The organism is Paenibacillus sp. PsM32, from assembly GCF_030433815.1.
Classification (GTDB): Bacteria; Bacillota; Bacilli; order Paenibacillales; family Paenibacillaceae; genus Saccharibacillus; species Saccharibacillus kyungheensis.
Genome location: NZ_JARUWY010000019.1, coordinates 1 through 20,297 on the forward strand (window position 1 = coordinate 1; position 20,297 = coordinate 20,297).

The following is a 20,297-nucleotide window of genomic DNA, read 5'->3' on the forward strand; positions in this document are numbered from 1 at the left end:
TTATAATATATCATGCTCATTTCATTTCGTCAACACTTTTTTTCAATCTTTTTTTTAGCTCTATAAGATGAAGCTTTATATTTAGATTAAAATGCTTTGTTAAGCATTGGTGTCAGAAATAAAATGACCGTTGATTAATATAGCACGAATATTTAATAAACGTCAACTATTTATTTAAACTGTTTTTACAATTGATATTGAATGGATATCTATTGGTGGCTAACTTGCTTTGTATTTATAAATAAAAAGGCACTAAAGCCTTTAATACTGGGCTTTGTGCCTTTTTAAATATGTCTATTAATCCGTAAGAGATATCCATCCACCTCTTACAATTCTCGGCGTCCTTCTAATGCTTTGGATAATGTAACTTCATCCGCATATTCTAGATCTCCACCTACAGGTAATCCATGAGCAATTCTTGTGACTTTGATATTGAAAGGTTTGACCAGCCGAGAAATATACATAGCAGTCGCTTCGCCTTCAATATTTGGGTTAGTTGCCAGAATGATTTCTTGTACACGCTCATCGCTAAGACGATTTAACAGCTCTTTTAATTTGATATCATCAGGGCCAATACCTTCAATAGGAGAAATTGCTCCATGTAACACATGATAGTATCCATCAAATTCTCTAGTACGTTCCATCGCTACTAGATCTTTGGCTTCCTGTATAACACAAATAACAGAGGCATCTCTCGTCTTATCCTGACAAATCTGACATGGATCTGTGTCTGTGATATTACCACATACAGAACAGTAGTGGAGATTACGCTTTACATTAACCAGAGCCTTAGCAAAATCGATCACGTCGTCTTCCTTCATACGGAGCACATGAAAAGCAAGTCGCCCTGCTGTTTTGGGTCCGACTCCCGGCAAGTGTGTAAAGGCTTCTATCAGTTTGGCAATCGGTTCGGGATAATACAATACAGCGATCTCCTTTGAGAACAGTCATTTTGTTGATGACAATTCGTTATTTTAGAACAGGCCTGGAATATTCATGCCACCTGTAAATTTACCCATATCTTTGTTAGCAAGCTCTTCCGCTTTGCCCATAGCATCATTAACAGCAGCGATTACTAGATCTTGTAGCATTTCTACATCGTCTGGATCTACTGCTTCTGGTTTGATCGTAATTGCTGTTACTTTTTTGTGTCCATTGACTTGTACTGTAACTACACCGCCACCAGAGCTACCTTCTAATGTTTTAGTACCTAGTTCTTCCTGTGCTTTTAGCATTTGTTCCTGCATTTTTTTAACTTGTTTCATCATTTGGTTCATGTTACCCATTATGATCATCTCCTCAATTAAAGTATACGTCTTTGTATTACAGCTATTCTTTGACAACAACCAAGCTTTCGCCAAATAGTTGAATCGCTTCGTCTACTAGCGGTTCGCCGGCATTTTCACCTTCGTGTTCTAGCTCTAGTGCTTCTACAGGATCTTCATGAGCTCCTTCTATCGCTTCTAACCAATCTTTTTGCATCATAGTGACCAATCGGTGAGAACTTCCTAGAACTTCTTCTAGTACAGACTCTACGATCTGCTTATTCACAGACTTTTCGATCGTTTCCCGATGCATATCGTGTTTGAAAGCAACTAAAACGGCATCTTCATGAATCGAAACAGGTTCACAGTTCACAAACCACGCGTGAATTGTCACCTTCTCTTCTTTAACCCGTTGTAGGATTTTGCCCCATGATCCAGATACTTTTGTAAAATCACTATGATTGCGATTGCTTACATAGCTCTGAATCTGAGAAGGAATCTTAGCGGCTGAAGATACTCTTGCTGTTGGAGTGCGTCTGCCTGAACTACCTGTTTGATTACGGTCGCTCGCCTCGCTACTCGCTGCTATTCCTGATTTCAAAGCTTTATCTAACTTTTGTTCTAATTGGGCTAATTGCTGTTTGAGTTGTCGAATCTCTGAAGCATCTGTGGGTGCGTGACTACTTGAGGAAGAAGCTACATCTGCTGTAGAACTTCCATTGGCTCCACTGTTCGGTATACTGCCTAATTTTAGTAAAGCGACCTCAAATAACATCTGAGGCTGAGCAGCATACTTCATTTCAGTCTGATAATGATTCAACGTATCAATCATGGCAAACAATTGTTCTTTTGTAAATGCGGACGCTGTTTCTCGAAAAATCTCAGGATCCAGCATTCGCTCTGTCAAATCACCTGCTTGTGGAATCATCTTAATCATTAAAACATCCCGGAAATAATAAAGCAGGTTCTCCATACACTTCTCTGCACTTTTACCTTCTTGCATAAATGACTCTACCATCTGTAATACTTTGGCGATATCACCATGTAACAAAGCAGAAGCAAGTTCAGCAAACTGTTCAGAAGCGATACCACCTGTCATTTGCAACACTTGAGTATATGTTACTTTGCCATCTGTAAAAGCAGATACTTGATCCAGAATACTTACTGCATCACGCATCCCACCATCTGATAGGCGAGCAATATATTCTAATGCGTCACGATCGGCTTCAATCTGTTCTTCGCCTGCGATCAATGCAAGACGATCGGTCTGCTCAATCAAAGATACACGGCGAAAATCAAAACGTTGACAACGCGATATAATCGTAGCTGGCAATCGATGAGGTTCTGTTGTAGCTAAAATAAAAACAACATGAGCGGGTGGTTCTTCAAGCGTCTTAAGCAACGCATTAAATGCTTCTGTTGTTAACATATGAACTTCATCAATAATATATACTTTGCGTCGTACTTCAGTAGGCGCGTATTTAACTTTTTCCCGTAGATCACGAATTTCTTCTACACCACGGTTGGATGCAGCATCAATCTCAAGCACATCCATAATATTGCCTGATGTGATCCTTTTGCAAGTTTCACATTCATTACACGGCTCTATAGCTGGCCCATGTTCACAGTTAATCGCTTTTGCAAAAATTTTGGCAGCAGACGTTTTACCTGTTCCTCTGGGACCACTGAACAGATAGGCATGTGAAATACGCTCTTCCCGAATGGCATTTTGCAGCGTCTGAATAATATGCTGCTGTCCAACCATGTCCTGAAACGACTGTGGTCGCCAAGCACGATAAAGTGCGATATGCTCCACTTGCTTACCCTCTTTCTTCTTTTAATACTTCACTTAATTATACTATAGATTAGAGCCAAGCAAAACAGCAGTAACCTTATTTAACAAACAAAAAACACCTGATGTCCTAAGACAAAAGGTGTTATTACATACAATTATAATATACCGTGCACCTGTCATTGATTATTGCGATCCAAGCGGTTCTTCTGAACCACGACTCAGGATAGGCACTCCTTCGGCACAAGAACAAAACTGCTTATGGCTGCTTTCTTCCGAACCTGACCAGATTCACAGACGTCCTTTGCGAAGGACCCAGCCGTCAACACCGTATTCAGATACCAGCCTCACATCGACAAAACCTAAAACAGGAATTCAACCTCGCTACAGCGGATTGCGAGTTACAGGGCACCGCTACCTCCCCGTCTAGCACGGCATTAAATTATTATAACCGAGAGAAGCTTCTATTGCAATGGACAGATATATTGTTTTCAAAAAATTCATTTTTATCCAATAAAATAGCGCTCCAAATGTAACACGCTACTAAATTGCAATCTGAATATTATTTGGTTGAAGCTGAAGCAGTGGAACGTGTTGGACGTCTTCCAGGACTGCTTGAAGTACTGCTATTTGCTGGCTTTTTAGCACTGCTGCTTTTGCCTTTTGCATTTGTTTCTTCAGCGGTATCGAAAGATGCTAAGAACTCTTTGTTAGTCTCTGTATTGCGCATTTTTTTGAGGAAACCATCAACAAAGTCAGGGGTTTCGTTCATATTTTTGCGAATATGCCAGATCGTATCTAATTCTTCTTTACCTAACAAATCTTCTTCACGACGTGTACCGGAACGACGAATATCGATTGCCGGGAAAATACGGCGTTCTGCCAATTTGCGATCCAAATGAAGTTCCATATTACCTGTACCTTTAAATTCTTCGTAGATAATATCATCCATACGTGAACCTGTATCGATCAAAGCTGTAGCCAGAATCGTAAGACTACCGCCTTCTTCTACATTACGGGCAGCACCAAAGAAACGCTTCGGACGATGGAAAGCTGCTGGATCTATACCACCACTTAGTGTACGTCCAGATGGTGGAATAACCAGGTTATACGCACGTGCCAGACGAGTAATACTATCTAACAAAATAACAACGTCTTTTTTGTGTTCTACAAGACGAAGTGCGCGTTCAAGTACCAATTCAGCTACTTTAATATGATTTTCTGGCAATTCGTCAAATGTAGAAGCAACTACTTCACCTTTGACCGAACGCTGCATATCTGTTACTTCCTCAGGACGCTCATCAATTAATAATACAAACAAATCAATCTCAGGATTGTTGGTGGAGATGCTGTTAGCAATCTCTTTAAGAAGCAATGTTTTACCTGCTTTGGGAGGTGCAACAATTAGACCACGTTGTCCTAGTCCAACCGGTGCAAGAACATCCATAATACGAGTTGATAGTTTATTTTGAGCGGTTTCTAATACTAATTTTTCCTGTGGATAAAGAGGAGTTAATGCTGGGAAATGAAGACGCTCTGCGGCTTGTTCAGGGCTTGTTCCATTGACTGCATTGACTTGAAGTAATCCAAAGTAACGTTCATTTTCTTTTGGTGCTCTACATTTACCAGATACTAAATCACCTGTACGAAGATCGAACTTACGAATCTGTGAGGCTGAAATATAGATATCTTCATGACTGGGAAGATAATTAATCGGTCGTAAAAATCCGTAACCTTCAGGTAAAATTTCAAGTACACCTTGCATAAACATCAAACCACTTTTTTCAGCTTGTGCGCGCAAGATAGCAAAAATCAATTCTTTTTTCTTGAGCTGTCCATAATAAGGAATCTGATACTGTTTGGCTAGCTTATACAGATCAGTCAGCTTCATTTCTTCCAAATCGGAAATTTGTAAATCCATAAAATAACCACCTATTCAATTTTATCAAGATTGTTGAGACAAATATAAGTAAACTAAAACAAAACTACTATTATTCGGAAGATTGAGAAACTACATGTAAAAGGAGTGGAATTTTTCAAATTTGTTCATAGGATAGCATTACCCATTTTGGGAGGAGATATTCAAGAGGTATGTATTTTATAAAAAATACAAAAGAGTTCTCCTCCCCAACAGAGGGATGACTTGAAATATGATGATATAACCTATTTAGACGATTTCTCTCCACACATCTGCGCCTAGATTACGCAAATTCTCGACCAAATGATCATAACCACGGTCAATAAATTCAACACCAGACACTTCTGTAATACCTTCAGGCACGGTTAAGCCGGCAATAACAAGCGCAGCTCCTGCACGCAAGTCCATCGCTTTGACTTTGGCCGCATTAAGTGGTGCGCCTTCAATGATAGCAGAACGACCTTCTACTTTGATCTTAGCGCCCATACGCGCCAGTTCAGGAACATGCTTAAATCGGCTACTATACACAAAATCGCTAAGTACACTGACACCTTGAGCTTGTGTAAGTAGACTTGTCATCGGTGATTGCAAATCAGTAGCAAATCCAGGATACGTTAATGCTTTTACATCAACATGGTTATACGTAGGTCTCCCCATCACGCGGATACCTTCATCTAACTCTTCTACTTGCACGCCCATCTCTAATAATTTGGCAGTAATAGCTTCCAAATGCTTAGGAATAACATTATCAATTAAAACATTACCACGAGTCGCTGCTGCTGCTACCATATACGTTCCTGCTTGAATACGGTCAGGAATAATAGAATGTCTACAGCCATGCATTTCAGTGACACCTTCAATACGAATAGTCTCTGTACCTGCACCTTTGATACTTGCGCCCATAGCATTTAATAGTGTTGCTACATCTATAATCTCAGGCTCTTTCGCCGCGTTTTCAATAATAGTATGCCCTTTGGCTCTTGCAGCCGCAAGCATAATGTTAATCGTTGCTCCTACACTAGCAACGTCCAAGTAAATCTTAGCTCCACGTAATTCTTTAGCATATAAATGAATCGAACCATGCTCATTTGTTACTGTTGCACCTAACGCTTCAAATCCTTTGATATGTTGATCGATTGGACGAGGTTCAAAATTACATCCTCCCGGTAAACCGATCGTTGCTTCTCCAAAACGTCCAAGTAATGCACCCATCATGTAATACGAAGCTCTTAGCTTTTTGACAGGGCCATTGGGCATTGGAATTGATCGAACGTCACTTGGATCAATGCGCATCTGGTTTTCACTTTCGTGCCAGCTTACACTTGCTCCTAAATTTTCTAAAATTTCTGCATAAACGGCTACATCGCTTAATAGCGGTAAGTTATCCAACACGACTTCCGATTCCGCAAGCAATGCCGCAGGAATAAGCGCAATGGCACTATTTTTTGCACCGCTGATCGTTACAGTTCCCTGCAACGGGCGTCCGCCACTAATCATTAATTTTTCCATAAAGCTTAATGTCCCCCTACGTGTTTTGCATCCGGTAAACGATACGTGATGTTGAATTTTGGTAATGAAAATGGAAAGACACCGACTAGGCGGTGTGCTTCCCACAATCTGTTATTTAAAATGTTTTTGACAAAAACAATATGATTACGCTTTGTTGCTTGTTCCAAACTCACGGATTTTACCGATAACTGTTTGTTTGATAGCGTCGCGACCTGGTGCAATAAATGTACGAGGATCGTAAGCATCTGGTTTAGCAGCAAGTACTTCACGAACTGTTTTTGCAAATACGATTTGGTTCTCAGTATTTACGTTGATTTTGGATGTACCCAAAGAGATTGCTTTGTCGATATCGTGTTTAGGGATACCAGTACCACCGTGCAATACTAATGGAATTTGAACTGCGTCACGCACTTCTTCCATTTCTTTGAATCCTAAGTTAGGCTCGCCGTGGTAAGGACCATGTACAGAACCCAATGCTGGAGCTAATGTATCGATACCTGTTTCTTTAACGATGCGTACACATTCGTTAAGATCAGCATACATGATACCACCGATAACGTCATCTTCTTGTCCGCCTACAGTACCAACTTCAGCTTCAACAGAAACACCTTTAGCATGTGCATAGTCTACTACTTTTTTAGTCATTTCGATATTTTCGTCGATTGAATGGTGAGATCCATCGATCATTACAGATGTAAATCCAGCGTCGATCGCTTCTTTACATTTGTCAAAGCTTGAACCATGATCCAAGTGAATAGCAACTGGAACAGTGATTTTCATGTCATGAAGCAATCCTTCTACCATTTTAACAACAGTAGTGAATCCGCCCATATGACGTGCAGCACCTTCAGATACACCAAGGATTACTGGTGATTTTTCTTCTTCCGCTGCTCCCAGAATCGCTTGAGTCCACTCCAGGTTATTGATGTTGTATTGTCCAACTGCATACTTTCCTTCAAGTGCTTTGTTTAACATGTCTGTCATAGATACTAATGGCATAATGATATCCTCCTTGAGAATGATGGTATTTGTAAGCCGATACTCGCATACGTTGCTTATTATAACACAACCCACTTCAAATACTAAACAAGCAATTTAAAAAGGGCTATGCGTCTTTGCATAGCAAAAAACCTATCTTAGAGGATAGGATTTTATTTTTGCTGATCCACTTGATTACCTCTTAGGTTTTGATCTACTACATTTCTCATTTCATCAATATCAAATGGCTTGGTAAAATGGCTGATCGCCCCTAGATCTTTGGCTTGTTTGATGATGTCCAATTCTCCATAAGCTGTCATCATAATCACTTTAATATGAGGATGGGTAGATTTGATATGCTTCAAAATTTCCAGTCCATCCATACCTGGAATTTTCATATCTAGAAGAACAAGATCCGGGTTATCTTTCTCTACCACTTCAAGCGCTGCTTTACCGTTAGCTGCTTGATACATCTGATATCCTTCATTTCCAAAAAGCTCCATCAGTAAAATTCGAATTCCATTTTGATCGTCTACGATAAGTATTTTCTTTTGTTCCACTTGTCATCCTTCCCTTCATCGCTGCTAAAGTATTATGCTGTGATTTTTTTCTTAATTAGAATGATGACGAACACACAATTTAAACGGTTGTTAGATAGATGTCAAAGTTTATGTTGTATAACATAATATACAAATTCGCTCTGACTTGCGAAATTCCTGCTTATTCTACAAATTTGTCCCAACAAAATTTAGGTTTACTTTCTAATAATAACCATTATTTATAATTACTCTTTTCTTCTATTAATTATAAACGGTGCATCGTATAGAAGAGAATATAAAAATATGTCACTTTAATGTATTGCAAAAAAAAGACGATTTCTTCCTCTATAGTGAGAAAGAAATCGCCTGTTATCGATCTAGTATATATTAACCTTGATGCTTAATAGAAGCTTTGACAAATTCACGGAATAACGGTTGTGGACGGTTCGGACGAGAAGTAAATTCTGGATGGAATTGTACTGCTAAGAACCACGGATGTTCAGGAACTTCTACGATCTCTACCAGTCTACCATCTGGAGAAGTACCAGAGATTTTCATACCCATTTGTTCAATTTGTTCACGGTATTGATTGTTGAACTCGTACCGATGACGGTGACGTTCATATACCAATTCTTCTCCATAACATTCCATCGCCAGTGAACCTGGTTGCAATTTACAAGGATATAAGCCAAGACGCATAGTGCCGCCTAGATCTTCAATATCTTTTTGCTCTGGCAATAAATCGATCACCGGATAAGGAGTAGCTGGATTAATCTCAGAACTATTCGCTCCTTCTAATCCTGCAAAAGCACGAGCATATTCGATAACCGATACTTGCATACCCAAGCAAATACCAAAGTAAGGAATGCTACGTTCGCGTGAATAACGAATTGCACTGATTTTACCTTCAATACCACGATCACCGAATCCACCTGGAACCAGAATACCACCTACACCACCAAGCAATTCGTGTACGTTCTCGTCAGTGATTTCTTCTGCATTAACCCAGCGTAATTTCACGTCAGCATTTGCATGATATCCTGCATGTGACAACGATTCAACCACACTCAAGTAAGCATCATGTAAAGCTACATATTTACCAACAATCGCGATCTCAACTGTTTTTTCCAAGTTTTTGATACGATTAAGAAGGCTTTCCCATTCTGTCATATCCGGTTGAGGAGTATCTAGTTTGAGATGATTAACAACGATCTCGTCTAGACCTTCATCACGTAAATTAAGTGGTACTTCATAAAGAGAAGAAGCATCACGACATTCTACAACTGCATTTGCATCAATATCACAGAACAATGCAATTTTGGCTTTCATATCTTCAGATAATTCATATTCTGTACGACATACAATCACGTTAGGTTGAATACCGATACTGCGTAATTCTTTAACGCTATGTTGAGTCGGTTTTGTTTTTACTTCACCTGCTGCTTTGATATAAGGAATCAAGGTAACATGAATATACATTACATTTTCGCGGCCTACATCGCTTTTGATCTGACGAATCGCTTCAAGGAACGGAAGGCTTTCGATATCACCAACAGTACCACCGATTTCGGTTATAACAATATCAGAACCAGATTCGCGACCTGCACGGAATACACGCTCTTTAATTTCATTTGTAATATGTGGGATAACCTGTACTGTTCCACCCAAATATTCACCACGACGTTCTTTGCTAATTACGGAGGAATATACTTTACCTGTTGTTACGTTACTATTTTTGGACAAGTTAATATCGATAAAACGCTCGTAATGTCCAAGATCTAGATCTGTCTCTGCGCCATCATCTGTTACGAATACTTCGCCATGTTGATAAGGGCTCATCGTACCTGGATCGATATTGATGTACGGGTCAAACTTTTGAATCGTTACTTTCAAACCTCTGTTCTTTAACAATCTACCAAGTGATGCTGCTGTAATCCCTTTGCCGAGTGAAGATACAACTCCGCCTGTTACAAAAATATACTTTGCCACTGTATGACCTCCTAATTATTTTCCAGAAATTCCGGCGATATATGGGGGGTTACACAGCCCCTTTTCCTTATAAAAAACAAAAAAAGTGACACCCGTAGCTACGGGGCACTTTTATTTATTACAGCATTTGAGAAAATGCGTATACGTTTAGTTATAGGTTTAAATGATAAGCCCAAGCAATAGTTTACTCTGTATCTTTGTACCATGTCAAGACATATCCGCAAGAAAAAAAGCCTGCCCAAAACAGGCAGACTTTCATCGTTCTTTAATCAAGATTACTCTTTATTGTCTTCTTCTACATATTCTTCATCTTCGTCTTCATCGTCGTCATCGTCATCTTCGTCGTCGATAACAAGATCAGCTTTGTCTTCATCGTCATCTTCGCCGTCAACAAAGATATCATCAGAATCTTCGTCTACTGCATCGTAGTTCTCATCTTCTGTTTCATCTGCATCAACAACATCTTCGTTGTTGAATTCTTCGTCTTCGATATCATCATCTTCTTCATCGTTGATGATACGAGGGCGCTTCGCATTCGCGATTGGATCTTCTGCACGCTCAAGCGGATACCAACGTTTAAGACCCCATAGGTTAGTACCTACACATGCAAAACGTCCATCTACATTAATTTCAGTATATAGTTGAGCGATATACTCATCAGTTTGTTCTTTAGTAAAGCCACGTAGTTCTGCAACTTCCTTCATAAGGTCACGGTAATATAGAGGCGTATTGATTTTTTTCAAAATAGCAACAGCCAAATCTACCATCGGAATTTCGTGTACCTTTTCCGGATCGATTTTTAATTCTTGCGGTGTACTCACTTACGGACACTTCCTCTCGGATCCATTTTCACGCTTTATTATTCACGTTTTTTCGCACAAAAAATGCAAAATGCTGAGTTAAGTAAAACCTATTTATCAGCAAAAATCAAGTTTTTTACAAAAAATCGGAAGTTTTGCGTGTTTTGAGATATAACGTTCTAAATTTACGACAATATCTGACGATTACATACGTTCTGGAGCAGATACTCCAACAAGGCGAAGTACGTTCACGATAACTGTACGAACGCTGCCTAATAGAGCTAGACGAGCAGCCGTTTGTGCTTCGTTATCTGTCAATGTACGCTCTGCTTTATAATAGCTATGCATCATAGATGCTAGCTCGTATACATAGCGAATCAAGCGATGTGGAGCATAGTTATCAGCAGCTAAAGCTATTTCTTGAGGCAATTCGCCCATTTTGTGCAATAGATTGTACTCATGCTCACTTGTTAACAAGCTGTAATCAATCTCAGACAATGGAGGTAATTGAATACCTTGCTCTTCTGCTTGACGATAAATACTACAAATACGTGCATGTGCATATTGAACATAAAATACAGGATTTTCATTTGATGTTGAAATCGCTAAGTCCATATCAAAATCAAGATGAGAATCGATACTGCGCATTGTGAAGAAGTAACGAATAGCATCTACGCCTACTTCTGCCATCAAGTCTTCCATCGTTACCGCTTTACCTGTACGCTTGGACATTTTAACTTTTTCGCCATCTTGGAACAGACTTACCATTTGTGCAATCAATACGACTAATTTCTCAGGATCGTTACCTAATCCTTGCATCGCTGCTTTCATCCGTGGAATATATCCATGATGATCAGCACCCCAAATATTGATCATTTTATCGTAACCACGACCGTATTTGTCTTTGTGATAAGCGATATCCGGTGTCAAATACGTATACGTTCCATCATTTTTGATCAATACACGGTCTTTATCGTCACCATAAGCAGTTGTACGAAGCCATGTTGCACCATCAAGTTCGTAGACTTCTCCACGCTCGCGTAGCTCGTCTAATGCATCCAGTACTTGACCTGTCTCATAAAGAGATGTCTCACTGAACCAGATATCAAACTTCACACGGAACGCTTCTAGATCACGTTGGATTTTTTGCAATTCTTTTTCCAGACCATATTGACGGAAAAAGGCAGCACGTTCACCTGGTGATTGGGATAGTAGGCGGTCGCCTTCTTGCTCTACTAACTCTTTGGCAAATCCTTTGATATCTGCGCCATGATAACCATCTTCTGGCATAGCTGCATCTTGACCTAGCTCTTGCAAATAACGTGCTTCAATAGAGCTACTTAAATTCGATACTTGATTACCAGCATCGTTAATATAATATTCACGGGTTACTTGATAGCCTGCAAAGTCAAAAATATTACACAATGCGTCGCCAAAAGCAGCTCCACGAGCATGCCCTAAATGTAGACTTCCTGTTGGGTTAGCACTGACAAACTCAACTTCTACTTTTTCCCCTTTGCCATGCTCAATACGACCATAATTTTCACCTTGCTCTGCTACCACTTGAATAACTGGATACAGATAACTTTTGTTCAACGTGAAATTGATAAATCCTGGTCCTGCGATCTCTGCATGTTCAATATCGCCTTGTTGAAGATCAAGATTAGCGATAATATCTTCTGCGATCTGACGAGGATTCTTTTTAGCGATTCGAGTTAATTGCATTGCAATATTGGTTGCTAAGTCTCCGTGCGCTTTGTCTTTGGGTACTTCAAGCACCACTTCTGGTACTTCTTCACTGCTTACAATATTCGCTGCGATTACCGCTGCATGCACAGCTTCTTTTACTGCACTGCGACTTTGTTCCAATGGATTACGTGTCATCTTCTACTGCTCCTCCTGTGTTCGCATGGCTCACATTTCTGCTACTTCATGTGTATCCAATGCCTGTATATGTAAACTGATCTTAAATGTCCCTGTAAGCTCTTCGTGCACATACAATTCGTATTCCCAGTTTACACGTCCAAGATGTCCATCTAGCGCTTGTGTCAATTGTGTAGTGTGTGTCAAAAGTGTAAATGTCGTAAACGGTGAACGGTACGAACCCGGCAATCGCTCTTCTTGACGAAAAGTCTGATCCGATTCTACAGCACCACGTCTCATAATTTTCACTTCATGATCATCGATCTTCACGACAGTACGAACTTCCTGCTGAAGAGTATCTGCGGATTCGGTGTAACGAATATATAAACTGCTGCCTTTTTGAAAAGCCTGCCCGATAAATTGAGTTGTGCTTAGCTCTCCATCTTGATCGCTCTGCAATGTCAATTGTACCTGATTGAATTCAGTCATAAGATCCAGCTCCATTTTTGATGATGCGCCATGTTAGCTTGTTGAATATAGAACATTTTCACGATTAATTCAATAAGCTCAATCTTTTCTATTGTACCATTATATTGAACCGTACGTAGAGATTCTGAGCAAAAAAATCCGTTTTTATAGCCAAATGCGTATTTTGTTATCTCAATGAATAGTTTAATAATTAGCGATTGAAATTTAATTTCTTTTGTTATAAACTAATTTTACCTACCGGTAAGTAAAATAAAAGGAGTCATGATATCACTATGGTTAAAAAGTCGACTTATGCAGACATTTTAGAAATTGCGTATCGTTTATTTGCTGAACATGGTTTTGATAAAACCAGTATGTCTATGATCAGCAAGGAATTGAAAATGACCAAACCTGCTCTTTATTATCATTTCCCCTCTAAAAATTCTATTATTGACGCTTTATTTAATGAAATTTGCCAGAGTATTAGATTTGAATATTTTTTTGATATTACCAGCTATACCAAGCAAAATTTTGAGCAACAGTTTATAAATGATGGATTAAAAATCTTAGCTGCTCAACAGACAGACGAATATTATGCTCGAATTATGAATCAGTACCAAGCACTCGGTTATCGGGAAGTGCATTATGCTCAGACATTGATAAATATTTTGGAAGGATTTCAGACGGGTTTTGAAAAGTTACTGCAATACGGGGCTTCTTGCGAAGTTGTTCATACCCAAGATCTTTCTCTAGCCGCTCAAACGCTCACTATGATTATTGATGGTATGGACAACTTTGTAGGCTATGGATTCCATTACAGATACGAGGATATTTGGACTAAAACGGTTCAGACTATGATCAAAGGAGATTAAACATGAATACTAGGCTTTCTCGTATTGTAGCTCTAGATTATGCAAGAGCACTGGCGATTTTGGGTATGATTATTGTTAACTACAAAATAGCGATGGAAGCCACTCAGAGTCATTTAGCATGGCTCAACTTATTTACAGGAATCTTTGAAGGGAGAGCCTCTGCGTTATTTGTGATCTTAGCAGGGTTTGGCATTTCTTTAATGACACGTCGAGCCAGAATATCTAAGGAGCCTACACTAATACGTAAAAATCGCCAACAATTGTACTACCGCTCATTATTTTTATTGATTGCTGGATTCGTATTACTGCTTGTAGGTTGGAATGCAGATATATTGCATTATTATGCTGTATTTATGATTTTGGGTTCGTTACTTATTACGGCTTCAGATCGTCTACTAGTACGATTAACTATTCTGATTTTAGTGAGTTCGCAGTTATTTCTAATCGTTTTTAATTATGGTAAAGGCTGGGATTCTTCTTTTCATGAATATGTAGATTTCTGGACGCTCCAAGGATTTTTGCGCAATCTATTTTTAAATGGATTTCATCCTCTTTTTCCATGGTTCAGCTTTTTTCTAATCGGTATGTGGTTGGGACGTAAAGATTGGACTTCTCCGCAGTATCGCAAAAAGATATTCATTGTATCGTTAACAGGTACTTTTATATTTGAGATCATTTCGTATCTATGTATTCGCTTTTCGTCTCCATGGTTAGATTATGAATCAGCCACCTACTTATTCACTACCAAGCCTATGCCACCTACTACCCTATATATTTGTTCTGCCACCTGTTCAGCTTTATGTGTATTGACTGCTTGTTTTTATATTGTTGATAAAACGAGTCATTTCTGGTTAACAAGAAACTTAATCGCTACAGGGCAACTTTCTCTTACACATTATATCGGGCATATTTTGATAGGGTTAGAATTTTTGCAATTGATTGGATACTTAGAAAATAAAAATGTAGTGTTTTCTACATGTTATGCACTTTTGTATTTTGTAGTTGCGCTGATCTTTTCTTCCTTTTGGCGTAAACGAGTAGATCGAGGTCCTATCGAATTCATTATGCGTAAATGTTGCTAAACTCCATCACAACGAAGTAGATAAAAGCCAAAAGCAACCTATCTAAAAAGACAGATTGCTTTTGGTTATATTAATTATTATCTTTTGCTGTAAATTTTAATGTAGCAGACCATGTTTTACCGCCATCTTTGGTCATATAGATCGATGGTGTTAAAGAATCGGTAACAGCAAGATAACCTACATTTTGACTTAAAAATGAAATGTTAGCACTGCTACCGTCAATTGTAGCCGGCATATTTTTCCACGTTTTGCCGCTGTCTAGCGATCTTCCGACAGCTACTTTACCACCTGCTGGTGATCCACCTGCAAGATACGCTATTGTGTTACCTACAAATTGCATATTACCTGGTTGTCCACCTGGCTGAGCAGGGCCTTCACCATTACCTAAAGCGCCTGTACCCGGTGCTTTACCGCCACCTGCTGTCGATTGTCCGAACACTTGACGCCAGCTTGTGCCACTATCTGCACTGGCATAGACCGAATACGATACTTGAGACATCCCTGATCCACTGTATAAGATTGCCCATACTTGCTTGCCACTAGCATAAATTTCGCCGCCAGATACTTCAAGCGAACCTACACTAAGCGAAGTTGTCCATTTGTTTCCGCCATCAATCGTTTGCATAATACGGTATCCACTATTGCTACCGGATACTGTTTTGACTACCCATCCTGTGTTGCTATCCTGGAAATAACCACCGCGTGTATTAGTCGGTGTAGGGATCGCTGTCCATGCGGCTCCACCATTAATCGTTTTGTATACACCTGATGTGGTATATGCAAATCCAGTACTTCCAGACTTTTTATCGATTTTGGTAAAGCGAAGATTTCCGTTATATGGCTTTTTCCAAGTCGTACCGCCATCGGTTGTCGTTAAAAAGACAGGTTTTTGTCCAGAAGCAGCACTTGCCAGAGCCCAGCCTTGGGTATTACTTGTAAATTCAATCTGACTAAACTGCCATGTACCTGTATAAATCTTCTGCCAGTGACATCCACCGTCAGAAGTACCGATCAAAAATCCATTGCCTGCTACTCGCCCTGTCGTCTGACTCAAAAAGTCGGTATCGGTAAAATGAATATCTTCTTGGATACTAGATGAACGTCCTTGTTCCAATTGAGATTGCAGCGTAGTTCCATTCACATCGCATACTTTAGACGTTGCCGCAGATGCAGGTGTTCCACTCCATCCAACCATTCCTAACAACAATACAAATGCCATCATAATACTAAGTGATGGATACGATCCATATTGAAAACGATTATCTTTCATCTTCATATATTCAGCCTCCTAGAATATGTTACATACATGGAATATTAGTCTATGTACTATAGTATTAACCTTAATCATACAAAAAGAAGACCTGTCTTCTTCTATATTATATAAAAGAGGATACAGATCTTCTTAATCAACTTATAAATACGTACAATCTATAATCCTTATTTGCAAAGGTCTTCTACAAATTTAGGCAACACAAATGCTGCTTTGTGTAGACGTGGTGTATAATATTTGTTGCTTTCCATTTCAGGAATCGCTGTCTCGTCGACTTGAAGTGGATCATGTACTTTGCTACCCATTGTAAATGTCCATAGACCACTTGGGTATGTTGGAATATTCGCACCATATACATGTACGATCGGGAAGATTTCTTTAACATCTTTGTTTACTTGTTGAATAAGATCTGCTTTGAACCAAGGGTTGTCTGTTTGCGCTACAAAGATACCATCTTCTTTAAGTGCTTCATAGATACCTTGATAGAATCCACGCTCAAATAGTGGCGCAGCAGGTCCTACAGGTTCTGTAGAATCAACCATAATAACATCATATTTATTTTTGCTTTCGATAATGTGCATATAACCATCATTCACCAATACTTCAACACGCGGGTTGTCGAGTTCTCCAGCGATTTCTGGTAGGTATTTTTTGGAATATTCGATCACTTTACCATCGATTTCAACCAATACCGCTTTTTCCACTTCAGGGTGCTTCAAGACTTCACGAATAACACCACCATCGCCACCACCTACAACTAATACGTGTTTAGGATTAGGGTGTGTGTTTAATGCAGGGTGAGCGACCATTTCGTGATAAACGAATTCATCTTTAACTGTAGTCATTACCATGCCGTCTAGTACAAGCATGCGTCCGAATTCTTCTGTATCGATCATCGCTAAATCTTGAAATTCTGTTTTTTCAGTTACCAGTGTCTCACGAATTTTAGCTGTAATGCCGAATACCGGCGTTTGTTTTTCGGTGTACCATAATTCCATATTTATTACCTTCTTTCGCATATATTTATCGGAATTGGAAAGGTCGATGTTACCACATTCATTTCGCATTATACGCGATATAACCCTAGACTGCAAAAGGAACTTTAAACCGATTTGTACAAAAGGATACGTTGCCAAAATATCTTACATTTGAAAAAGGAGTCGATTCGATGAACATCTCAGACATTGTCCAAATGAAGGCACTTGATGCGGCTCCACGTCTACTCGGTCAAATCATTAGCCGGATTACGCCAGCAGGTGAAATACGTTGTCGGATCATCGAGACAGAGAGCTATGGGGGCGCTGAAGATAAAGGCAGTCATGCTTACGGTAATCGGCGTACTGCTCGTACAGAAATGATGTTTAGACAAGGAGGTACTTCGTATGTGTATCTCATTTACGGTATGTATCATTGTGTAAATGTAGTTACTGGTGATGTAGATGATCCGCAAGCGGTATTGATTCGTGCGGTAGAACCTGTATCGACGCGAGACGAACAATTGATGCTGCAATTAAGACCGACCGATTCACGTCGGATTCGGAATTTATCAAATGGGCCAGGAAAGCTCTGTCAGGCATTAGCGATTGATAAGTCTTTAAATGGTCTGAATCTGTTAGCTAGTGGGGGTCTGCTTCGCTTAGAACAGTCGCCTGATTTAGAGCAACATCCATTTGAAATTGAATGTGGCCCACGTATTAATATTGATTATGCCGAAGAATATGCAAGCAAGCCGTGGCGCTTTTATATCAAAGATCATCTCTATGTCTCTGCCAAAAATTCGACGCCCACTTCACTATTATTGGACTCTTAATACAAAAAAAGATGTCGCTTCATGCAGAATAGTTACTCTGCTAGCGACATCTTTTTGTCTATCGACTGTATCCATTGATCCATCTGTGAAATGGTCATCGGTCGGCCATAATAATACCCTTGTATCACATAACAACCTTTAGATTGTAAAAATTCGACTTGAGCTTGGGTCTCTACCCCTTCTGCCACTAAATCTAAATTGAGATTATCAGCGATCGCTACAATGGTGCTAATAATAGCTTGCTTGGAAGCGATATCGCTTTTGCGAATAAAAATCTGATCGATTTTGAGAATATCTATCGGAAGTTCATCCAAAATACCTAATGATGAATATCCTGTTCCAAAATCATCTAAAGAAATTTTTACTCCAAGTTGTTGAATATACTGCAACTGTTCTACCGTTCCTTCGATACCATCCATCGCAATCGATTCTGTGATCTCCAATTCCAAATAGCGAGCTTCGATACCTGTTTCAGCAATGATTTGTTCTACCCGATTTGCAAATCCAGGACATTCGAACATACGCGCGGACATATTAACTGAAATAGGTACGTAGATATGATGCTGTTTTTGCCAGATCAAGTTCTGTTGACAGGTTTCTTCTAACATCCAATGCGTAATAGGCATAATCAAGCCTGTTTCTTCTGCTACAGGGATAAATTCAGCCGGAGATACCATACCTAATTCTGGATGGTTCCAACGTAATAATGCTTCCATTCCTGTCAGACGATTATTCTTTGAATCCCATTTCGGCTGATAAACAATAAAAAGCTGGTTACTTTCAAAAGCTCGCCGCAGATCATTTTCAAGCTCCATTCTCCGAATCTGACGACGATTCATATCTTCACTAAAGATACTGTATTTGTTTTTGCCTGAATTTTTGGATACATACATCGCTGTATCGGCTGCACGCATTAAAAAAGAACGTTCATATCCATGTTGAGGTACTAGAGCAATGCCTATACTTACAGTTATAAATAATTCAATACCGCCCAATTGATATGGTTTTTTAACAACATCTAGAATATGCTCTGCAAGTTGTTCAATATCTTGGGTAATTCCTTTGCTAGTCGCAATCAAAAATTCATCACCACCCAAGCGAAACACAATCCCTTGATCCACCATACAAACTTTAAGCCTTTGGGCTACCTGTACTAATAATTCATCCCCAATATCATGCCCGAGTGTATCATTAATCGATTTGAAGCGATCCAAGTCTAGAAATAAAACTGCGCCTTCTTTTTGCAGTTTAAATTCTTTTTCAAAATAACGTTGTAAGCCATGACGATTAGGCAATCCGGTTAAAGGATCACTGTAAGCCATCCGTTCCAAAATATGACGTTCTACAAAAATCGCTGCCCACGAAATCGCCAAAATCAAAAAAGTCACTACGGCTACTCCTGTAATCAAAAACAGTTGCCCTTTCATTGACTCATCAGTGGAAGCCGTATGAGTATAATGAAATTGCGCTGCCGCCATACCTGTATAATGCATACCTGATATAGCAAAACCCATTACGATCGCGCTATACAATTTCCACAGACTAAAATTAGGTCGACTACGAAAACGCCGAAATAAAAATAAAGCAGCATAAGAAGCTCCCAAAGCTACAAGTACAGATAGCATCAAATAAAAAGGATTATACGTAATATCTGCATCCATCTGCATCGCCGCCATACCGGTGTAATGCATCGTTACGATTCCTATGCCCATCGCTGCTCCACCGACAGCTACTTTCCATAAGCGCATTACTGAATCTAAAGTTACATAAAAGGCAATCAACGAAGCAGTGATGCTGGCAAAAGCAGATAAAAATGTAGTTCCAACATCATAACGAATATTTACACCTGTATGAAAAGCCAACATGCCTACAAAATGCATAGCCCAGATTCCGCCACCCATGACAAAAGAACCTGAACTCAACCATATAATTTTATGCGTACCTCTCGATTGAGAGACTTTATTTGCCAGATTAAGCGCTAAATAAGAAGCGAATATCGAAATGATTAATGATAGTACTACAATTTCAGTATTATAATGAATATCCATATGTTCCATACTCATCCTCCTTTCAAACGACTCTCTACTTATATAAAACGGTTATTTTCCTTGTTTTAGTTATAGTAAATTATCCCAATTTTTA

The 20,297-nt window shown here is 39.3% G+C and carries 17 protein-coding genes and 1 other RNA gene; 3 read left to right on the forward strand and 15 right to left on the reverse strand.

Going from position 1 to position 20,297, the window contains the following annotated elements; all coding sequences use genetic code 11:
* Positions 1-326: 326 nt before the first annotated feature.
* The 12 genes from recR to QCD85_RS22210 form a co-directional block, all read right to left on the reverse strand.
* Positions 327-923, reverse strand: a complete 597-nt coding sequence (gene recR, locus QCD85_RS22155) for a recombination mediator RecR (protein WP_273614369.1) — start codon at positions 921-923, stop codon at positions 327-329.
* A 51-nt stretch (positions 924-974) separates the two neighbouring features.
* Positions 975-1,286 (reverse strand): YbaB/EbfC family nucleoid-associated protein, encoded by a 312-nt coding sequence (locus QCD85_RS22160; RefSeq protein ID WP_069328593.1) that lies wholly within the window; start codon positions 1,284-1,286, stop codon positions 975-977.
* A gap of 43 nt (positions 1,287-1,329) precedes the next feature.
* Complete coding sequence (dnaX, locus tag QCD85_RS22165; RefSeq protein ID WP_301263897.1) at positions 1,330-3,081, reverse strand: DNA polymerase III subunit gamma/tau; 1,752 nt, start codon at positions 3,079-3,081, stop codon at positions 1,330-1,332.
* 144 nt (positions 3,082-3,225) lie between these two features.
* An RNA gene (gene ffs, locus QCD85_RS22170) (signal recognition particle sRNA large type) lies at positions 3,226-3,492 on the reverse strand.
* A 127-nt stretch (positions 3,493-3,619) separates the two neighbouring features.
* Complete coding sequence (gene rho / locus QCD85_RS22175) at positions 3,620-4,978, reverse strand: transcription termination factor Rho (RefSeq protein ID WP_273614367.1); 1,359 nt, start codon at positions 4,976-4,978, stop codon at positions 3,620-3,622.
* Between the two features lie 246 nt (positions 4,979-5,224).
* Complete coding sequence (locus QCD85_RS22180) at positions 5,225-6,484, reverse strand: UDP-N-acetylglucosamine 1-carboxyvinyltransferase (protein ID WP_273614366.1); 1,260 nt, start codon at positions 6,482-6,484, stop codon at positions 5,225-5,227.
* A gap of 144 nt (positions 6,485-6,628) precedes the next feature.
* Entirely contained in the window at positions 6,629-7,483 is an 855-nt protein-coding gene (gene fba / locus QCD85_RS22185) for a class II fructose-1,6-bisphosphate aldolase (RefSeq protein WP_204827334.1), read from the reverse strand.
* A gap of 152 nt (positions 7,484-7,635) precedes the next feature.
* Positions 7,636-8,022: a response regulator gene (locus tag QCD85_RS22190; protein WP_273614365.1), complete on the reverse strand. Its 387-nt coding sequence runs from the start codon at positions 8,020-8,022 to the stop codon at positions 7,636-7,638.
* Between the two features lie 366 nt (positions 8,023-8,388).
* Positions 8,389-9,990: a CTP synthase gene (locus QCD85_RS22195; RefSeq protein WP_204827335.1), complete on the reverse strand. Its 1,602-nt coding sequence runs from the start codon at positions 9,988-9,990 to the stop codon at positions 8,389-8,391.
* A 275-nt stretch (positions 9,991-10,265) separates the two neighbouring features.
* Complete coding sequence (gene rpoE, locus QCD85_RS22200; protein WP_273614364.1) at positions 10,266-10,811, reverse strand: DNA-directed RNA polymerase subunit delta; 546 nt, start codon at positions 10,809-10,811, stop codon at positions 10,266-10,268.
* 183 nt (positions 10,812-10,994) lie between these two features.
* Positions 10,995-12,674, reverse strand: coding sequence for an arginine--tRNA ligase (gene argS / locus QCD85_RS22205; protein WP_273614363.1), 1,680 nt, complete (start codon positions 12,672-12,674; stop codon positions 10,995-10,997).
* A gap of 30 nt (positions 12,675-12,704) precedes the next feature.
* Positions 12,705-13,142, reverse strand: a complete 438-nt coding sequence (locus QCD85_RS22210; protein WP_274171302.1) for a DUF1934 domain-containing protein — start codon at positions 13,140-13,142, stop codon at positions 12,705-12,707.
* Positions 13,143-13,414: 272 nt separating this feature from the next.
* Here QCD85_RS22210 and QCD85_RS22215 point away from each other — a divergent pair, with 272 nt between their 5' ends.
* The gene (locus QCD85_RS22215) at positions 13,415-13,993 is read left to right on the forward strand and encodes a TetR/AcrR family transcriptional regulator (protein WP_301263898.1); all 579 of its coding nucleotides are present in this window, start codon (positions 13,415-13,417) and stop codon (positions 13,991-13,993) included.
* A gap of 2 nt (positions 13,994-13,995) precedes the next feature.
* Complete coding sequence (locus QCD85_RS22220) at positions 13,996-15,075, forward strand: DUF418 domain-containing protein (protein ID WP_301263899.1); 1,080 nt, start codon at positions 13,996-13,998, stop codon at positions 15,073-15,075.
* Positions 15,076-15,145: 70 nt separating this feature from the next.
* Here the strand turns inward: QCD85_RS22220 and QCD85_RS22225 are convergent, their stop codons facing one another.
* Positions 15,146-16,351 carry a WD40/YVTN/BNR-like repeat-containing protein gene (locus QCD85_RS22225; protein ID WP_301263900.1) on the reverse strand — a complete coding sequence of 402 codons (1,206 nt, stop codon included), beginning with the start codon at positions 16,349-16,351 and terminating at the stop codon, positions 15,146-15,148.
* A gap of 161 nt (positions 16,352-16,512) precedes the next feature.
* Positions 16,513-17,343, reverse strand: coding sequence for a polyamine aminopropyltransferase (gene speE, locus QCD85_RS22230; protein ID WP_301263901.1), 831 nt, complete (start codon positions 17,341-17,343; stop codon positions 16,513-16,515).
* A 170-nt stretch (positions 17,344-17,513) separates the two neighbouring features.
* On the opposite strand from speE, the gene QCD85_RS22235 reads away from it, so the two are divergent.
* The gene (locus QCD85_RS22235) at positions 17,514-18,155 is read left to right on the forward strand and encodes a DNA-3-methyladenine glycosylase (RefSeq protein WP_274171307.1); all 642 of its coding nucleotides are present in this window, start codon (positions 17,514-17,516) and stop codon (positions 18,153-18,155) included.
* 32 nt (positions 18,156-18,187) lie between these two features.
* On the opposite strand, the gene QCD85_RS22240 is transcribed toward QCD85_RS22235, so the two are convergent.
* A complete protein-coding gene (locus tag QCD85_RS22240; RefSeq protein WP_301263902.1) occupies positions 18,188-20,212 on the reverse strand; it encodes a putative bifunctional diguanylate cyclase/phosphodiesterase in 2,025 nt (674 codons plus the stop codon).
* Between the last annotated feature and the right edge of the window lie 85 nt (positions 20,213-20,297).